Below are 5956 nucleotides of genomic sequence, written 5' to 3'. Positions count from 1 at the left end.
GAACTGCTCAAGCAGCTCTTTCGGGATTTTCGGTAATTCTCGTGGCGCTTGGCGCGCGGGTTTCTTTTTGGTTGGCATACATGCACCTCTTGCTCATGTTATGCCCGAACACAAAATTTCTGACACCCCCGGCGTGGGGGGCTACACCGCCAACTCCTGCGCCAGAAAATCCAGAAACGCCCGCGTCTTCATCGGCACCCGGCGCGCCGAGGGGTACACCGCATTGATCGAAATCGCCGGCGCCTCCCACTCCTCCAATACCTGCACCAAGCGCCCCTGCTCCAAGGCCTTCTCGACAATGAACACCGGCAACAACGCAATGCCCATCCCGCCCTCCGCCGCCTGCGCCAGCAAGTCACCGTTGTTCGCATGCAACGGCCCCGTCACATGCACCCGCTGGGTCTCGCGGCCATTGCTCAACTGCAAGCTCACACCACTCTGCAAGTAGCCATAGTTCAAGCACTGATGCGCGATCAAATCCTTCGGCACCTGCGGCACGCCCATCCGCGCCAGGTATTCCGGCGAAGCCACCATCACCCGCGGCGCCGGCGACAACTGCCGCGCCACCAGGGAGGAATCCCCCAGGCTGGCAATCCGGATGGTCACATCAAACCCGCCCTTCACCGGGTCAACCTGCTGGTCACTCAGCACCAACTGCAACTCCACCTTCGGGTGCAACGCATTGAACCGGGGCAACAGCGGCCCCAGCCGGCACAAGCCGAACGACATCGGCGCGTTCACCCGCAACACCCCATGCACCTGTGCCAAGCTGCTGCGCGCACGCTGCTCGGCCTCTTCCACCGAAGCAATCAGCTCGCGGCACGCCTCGTAATACTCACACCCCGCCTCCGTCAGGTGCAGGCTGCGCGTGGTGCGCAGCAGCAACTGCACGCCCAAGGCATCCTCCAGCGCCTGGATCTGCTTGCTCACCTTCGAACGCGGTACATCCATCACCCGCGCCGCCGCCGCAAAACCGTTGGCATCCACGGTGGCAACAAACGCACGCATGCAGTCGATACGGTCCATCACTGTCCCCAAAATAGAATCAATCTTTCCAGATTTTAGGGAATTGTCGCACCCGCTGACTAGCCCTAAAGTGGCGTCCATACCGCAGACAACGCGGCACTCACTCAACACTGCACGCCACTTCACAAGGAAATGAATCATGTCCAAGCGCGAACTGCTGAACCCTACCAACTCCGCCCTGATCCTGATCGACCACCAGCCACAGATGGCCTTCGGCGTGCAGTCCATCGACCGCCAAACCCTGAAGAACAACACCGTAGGCCTGGCCAAGGCCGCGAAAATCTTCAACGTACCGACCATCTACACCTCGGTAGAAACCGCAAGCTTCAGCGGCTACATCTGGCCTGAGCTGCTGGCTGTGAACCCGGACCACACCCCCATCGAGCGCACCTCGATGAACAGCTGGGAAGACGCCAAGCTGGTCGAGGCGGTCAAGGCGACCGGCCGCAAGAAGCTGATCATCGCCGCGCTGTGGACCGAGGTCTGCCTGACCTTCCCGGCCCTGGAAGCGATGGAAGAAGGCTTTGAGGTGTACATCGTCACTGATGCTTCCGGCGGCACCACCCAGGAAGCCCATGACATGGCGGTACAGCGCATGATTCAGGCCGGCGCGATCCCGGTGACCTGGCAGCAAGTGCTGCTCGAGTACCAGCGTGACTGGGCACACAAAGACACCTACGAGGCCGTCATGGGCCTGGTGCTGGAGCACAGCGGTGCGTACGGCATGGGCGTGGATTACGCCTACACCATGGTGCACAAGGCGCCGCAACGTACCTTGGGCTAAAAATCGCGCTTGAAACAAACCCGCCTTCCGGCGGGTTTTGTTGTTAGCTGCCTTCCCGGCTCAGCAACACCTTGCAGTACCGCCTCACCCCCTCCTCCACACTCAAGGTCGCCTGCGCATACCCCGCCGCGCGCAATCGGGCGATATCCGCGCAGGTGTAGCACTGGTACTTGCCGCGCAGCGTGTCAGGGAATTCGCTGTATTCCAGAATCCCCTCCAGCAACGCCATCTCCAACGACAGCGGCGCTTCATCGTGTTCAGCGCGCAAGCTGTTGATCACCGCCAACGCCACGTCGTTGAACGGCTGAGCACGCCCGCTGCCGACGTTGAATATCCCGCTCAGCTGCGGCCGGTCGAGAAAATGCAGGTTCACCGCCACCACGTCGTCCACCGCGACGAAATCGCGCAGATGCCCGCCCGAAGGGTAGTCGCCATAGGCGCCAAACAAGCTCACCCGGCCATGCGCCCGGTACTGGTTGAAGCAGTGGAAGGCCACCGAGGCCATGCTGCCCTTGTGCTGCTCGTTCGGGCCGTAGACGTTGAAGTAACGCAAGCCAACGATCTGGCTGCGCGGCTGCGGCAGTTGCCGGCGCACCCGCTGGTCGAACAGGAATTTGGAGTAGCCATACACGTTCAGCGGCCGCTCACATTCGCGCAACTCGCGAAAATCACGCCCGGCGCCATACACCGCCGCCGAGGAGGCATAGATCAACGGGATCTGCTGCGCCTGCGCAGCCTCCAGCACGTCGCGGCTGAAGCCATAGTTGTTGGCCATCATGTAGCGCCCGTCGTCTTCGACAGTGCTGGAGCAAGCACCCTGGTGCAGCACGGCGCGCACCTTGCCAAAGGCCCCACGGGCGAAACGGTCGAGGAAGTCGTCCTTGTCCAGGTAGTCGGCAATCTCGCTGTCCGCAAGGTTGGCAAACTTGTCGCCATCCGTCAGGTCGTCAACCGCGATGATGTCGGTCTCGCCCCGTCGGTTGAGGGCCTGGACAAGGTTGCTACCAATAAAGCCGGCGGCGCCGGTCACGATAAGGGTCATGTGCTATCCCCCATACAAGGTGGAGCCACCAGTCTAGACCGCTACCCGGCGCAGACCTTAACCCTGGTCAATATTTCACCAGTTGAACCCTTGGCTACACTTGCCGGACCGCCCCGCGCACAGGAAGACATGGACGTGAACATCCGCACCAAGATCATTGCCTCAGGCCTGATCAGCCTGTTCTCCGCCCTGCTGCTCGGCGGCATCGGCCTGCAAGGCTACGCCACCACCGGCGATGCCCTGCAAGACAGCGAAACCAGCATCACCGCCATGCGCAACCACATGGAAGCGGACATGATGCACGACGCCATCCGCGCCGATGTGCTGGCCGCCCTGCTGGTAGCGCCCGGCGACAGCCAGGGCGCCGAGCAGGTGCACAAGGATTTCGATGAACACGCGCAATGGATGCGCAAAGTCATCCAGGCCAACGCCGATGCGGCGCTGCCCACCGAGATCGCCACGGCAATTGGCGAACTCAAGCCACAGGTCGAGGCCTATATCGCCACCGCAAAAGGCGTCATCGACAACGCCCTGGCCCCGGAGCACAACAACAGCGCCCTGCGCAGCACCTTCGACCAAGCCTTCAGCGCCCTGGAGGTGCGCAACGAAGCCCTCAGCACGCAAATCGAAAACCAGGCGGCGCAAACCCGCAGCAATCAAGACGCCAGCCTGACCACCGCCGGGCGTGTGCTAAGCGTGAGCCTGTTGCTGGCTTGCGTGGTGCTCGGCGTGCTGTGCTGGCACTTGCTCAAGGCCGTGCTCGGCCCGCTCAACCGCATCATCGACAGCACCCGCGCGATTGCCCAGGGCGACCTGCAGCGCGAATTCGGCGCAGCCGGCAACGACGAGATCGGCCAACTGCAACGGGTGATCGAAGACATGCAGGGCAATTTGCGCCAGATGATCGCCACTATTCGCGGGGAGAGCGACGACCTGCACGGCACCTCGCGCACCCTCGGCGATACTGCCCGCGACATCGTCGCCAGCGCCGACCAGCAAGCCGAAAGCGCCACCAGCATGGCCGCGAGCATGGAGCAGATGATGGCCAACATCACCCAGATCTCCGAGCACGCGCACAGCGCCCGGGTGATTTCCGCCGAGTCCGAACAGTTGGCCAGCAGCGGCGGCCAGGTCATCCTCGGGGTGGTCGAGGGGATGAACCGCATTGCTGAAGTGGTCAGCCAGTCGTCCGGCAATATCACTGCGCTGGATACTTCGTCTGAAGACATCCACTCGATCATCCAGGTGATCAAGAGCATTGCCGAGCAGACCAACTTGCTGGCCCTCAACGCCGCCATCGAGGCGGCGCGCGCTGGTGAGGCCGGGCGGGGCTTTGCCGTGGTGGCCGACGAGGTGCGCAACCTGGCCACCCGCACCACGCAATCCACCCAGGAAATTTCCGCGATGATCGAACGCATCCAGGCCAGCGCCCGCGAGGCCGTGGCGAACATGCAGGCGTGCGTCAGCCGGGTGGATGAAGGGGTGAACCTGGCGCGTCAGGCCGGGGTGTCGATCAACGAGATTCGCGACGGTGCCCACCATGCAGCGGCCATGGTCGAGGAGATTTCGCAGACCATTGGCGAGCAGTCCAAGGCCAGCGACGAGATGGCGCAGCGGGTGGAATTGATCGCCGAGAAATCCCGCGCCAATACCCATTCCATGCACGATCTGCGCATGACCGCCGAGCGCTTGAGCGAGGCGGCCGAGTCGATGCAGTCGTCGGTGCAGCGCTTCAAGATCTGAGCAACGGTGGCGTCTATTTGACTGGGCCAGGTCGTTGCGCGGAGACGACACTGGCCCTGGGTGCGGTCAGCAGGCGCCCGGCGCTAATGCTCCAGTTCAGCAGCGCGACGCACAGCACGCTGAGCAGCAAGGCCTCGACGCCGCCCTGGACGATCAGCGTGCCGGCCAACAACGGGAAGCCGAACACGCCGAAAAAATACCCCAGGCTGAACAACAGCAGCGCCTGCGCGGTGTAGCCGTTTGGTGCTTCGCTGGCGGCCAGGCCGTTGATCACCGAGTAGTTCAAGCCATAACCCACCCCCAGCAAGGCTGCCGCGAGCAGGTAGCCAAGGCTGTCGTGCACCCACCAGTTCAGCGCGACCACGGCCAGCACCATCAGGCCCGACAACAGGCACGAGGTGCGATACGGGTCGCGCTTGACCACCCAGCCGGCGATCAGCAGGCGACAGCCAATCGCCGCGAGCATGAAACCGATGAAGAACAGTGAGTAATCCAGGCCACGACTGGCGGCATACGACGTCTGGAAGCTGCCCAGCCCGCCGAACACGGCGCCGCCCAGGCCCACCATGAGGATCGGCCAGCGCGCGGACGAGCGCAGCACTTCGCTGGTCGCGCGCCAGCTGATGCTGACGCGGGCGGCCTGTTGGCGTTGCTGGCGGGCGAGGTGGGCGAAGATCAGCAGGCCGAGGGCGGAGGCCGCTGCGGCTACGTAGAACACGGTTTCTACCGGCAGGCCGGCCAGGCTGGCGAGCTTGCCGACCAGCGGGCCGGAGCCGATGCCGCTCATCATGCTGCCCGAGAGCAGGGCAAAGCAGTGGGTGCGGCGTGCGGGGTCGACCAGTGCGGCGACCAGGATCGGGCCCAGGGTGTAGAACGCGCCCCAGCCCAGGCCTAGCAATAATCCGCAGAGCCAGAGGCTGTGGCTGAAACCGGGGATCAGGGCGAAGCCCAGGCAGGCGGCGATCAGGCACAGGGCGGAGCGCGAAATTGCTCGGGCGGCGCCGAGCCAGTCGGCGAGGTGGCCGCAGGCGAGCACGGCGACGACGGTGCTGAGCATGGCCACGGAAATGATGCTGCCGGCATCCTGTTCGTTGCCGCCACGCGAGGTGACCAGCAGTGAGAGCAGGAAGGTCGAGCCGTAGGAAAGCGAAAGCAGGTAACTGGCCAGGCACAGCAGGCCGAAACGCGGGGTTGTTTTTGTCATTGTGGTGGGGGTCTGCGAATCAGGGTGTGCTGGTTTTAGCACAGGCGTTGATGCACGCAGGTATGGATGTTGTGGAGTTGGGTTCAGTGTGGGGTAACTCAATGGCTGGCGCTGTGCGGCAACGGTCTTGGACAACATTCTGTAGATACCGTCTTGC

At 63.3% G+C, this 5956-nt stretch carries 5 protein-coding genes and 1 pseudogene; 3 read left to right on the top strand and 3 right to left on the bottom strand.

Annotated elements, in window-relative coordinates; genetic code table 11:
- Window positions 1-141 precede the first annotated feature (141 nt).
- On the bottom strand, window positions 142-1026 hold the full coding sequence (locus M5G11_RS26675) for a LysR family transcriptional regulator (RefSeq protein ID WP_273914063.1): 885 nt from the start codon (window positions 1024-1026) through the stop codon (window positions 142-144).
- Between the two features lie 139 nt (window positions 1027-1165).
- On the opposite strand from M5G11_RS26675, the gene M5G11_RS26670 reads away from it, so the two are divergent.
- Window positions 1166-1810: a hydrolase gene (locus M5G11_RS26670; protein ID WP_273914064.1), complete on the top strand. Its 645-nt coding sequence runs from the start codon at window positions 1166-1168 to the stop codon at window positions 1808-1810.
- Between the two features lie 43 nt (window positions 1811-1853).
- On the opposite strand, the gene rfaD is transcribed toward M5G11_RS26670, so the two are convergent.
- Window positions 1854-2852 (bottom strand): ADP-glyceromanno-heptose 6-epimerase, encoded by a 999-nt coding sequence (gene rfaD / locus M5G11_RS26665; RefSeq protein WP_273914065.1) that lies wholly within the window; start codon window positions 2850-2852, stop codon window positions 1854-1856.
- A 129-nt stretch (window positions 2853-2981) separates the two neighbouring features.
- Here rfaD and M5G11_RS27715 point away from each other — a divergent pair.
- Window positions 2982-3740 (top strand): annotated as a pseudogene (locus M5G11_RS27715) (HAMP domain-containing protein); the annotation flags it as partial.
- The gene (locus tag M5G11_RS27710) at window positions 3732-4595 is read left to right on the top strand and encodes a methyl-accepting chemotaxis protein (protein WP_420793898.1); all 864 of its coding nucleotides are present in this window, start codon (window positions 3732-3734) and stop codon (window positions 4593-4595) included. The pseudogene M5G11_RS27715 and the gene M5G11_RS27710, both read left to right, overlap by 9 nt.
- A gap of 13 nt (window positions 4596-4608) precedes the next feature.
- Here the strand turns inward: M5G11_RS27710 and M5G11_RS26655 are convergent, their stop codons facing one another.
- Window positions 4609-5799, bottom strand: a complete 1191-nt coding sequence (locus M5G11_RS26655; RefSeq protein WP_273914067.1) for an MFS transporter — start codon at window positions 5797-5799, stop codon at window positions 4609-4611.
- Window positions 5800-5956: the final 157 nt, after the last annotated feature.

It is taken from the genome of Pseudomonas fontis (genome assembly GCF_028656955.1).
Classification (GTDB): domain Bacteria; phylum Pseudomonadota; class Gammaproteobacteria; order Pseudomonadales; family Pseudomonadaceae; genus Aquipseudomonas; species Aquipseudomonas fontis.
This window is presented reverse-complemented; position numbering and strand designations above follow the sequence as displayed.

Excerpts from the sequence above, each read along its gene's own strand:
- M5G11_RS26675 (WP_273914063.1), bottom strand. The coding sequence starts at position 1,026 with ATGGACCGTATCGACTGCATGCGTGCGTTTGTTGCCACCGTGGATGCC.
- M5G11_RS27710 (WP_420793898.1), top strand. The coding sequence starts at position 3,732 with ATGCAGGGCAATTTGCGCCAGATGATCGCCACTATTCGCGGGGAGAGC.
- M5G11_RS26655 (WP_273914067.1), bottom strand. The coding sequence starts at position 5,799 with ATGACAAAAACAACCCCGCGTTTCGGCCTGCTGTGCCTGGCCAGTTAC.
- M5G11_RS26670 (WP_273914064.1), top strand. The coding sequence starts at position 1,166 with ATGTCCAAGCGCGAACTGCTGAACCCTACCAACTCCGCCCTGATCCTG.
- rfaD (WP_273914065.1), bottom strand. The coding sequence starts at position 2,852 with ATGACCCTTATCGTGACCGGCGCCGCCGGCTTTATTGGTAGCAACCTT.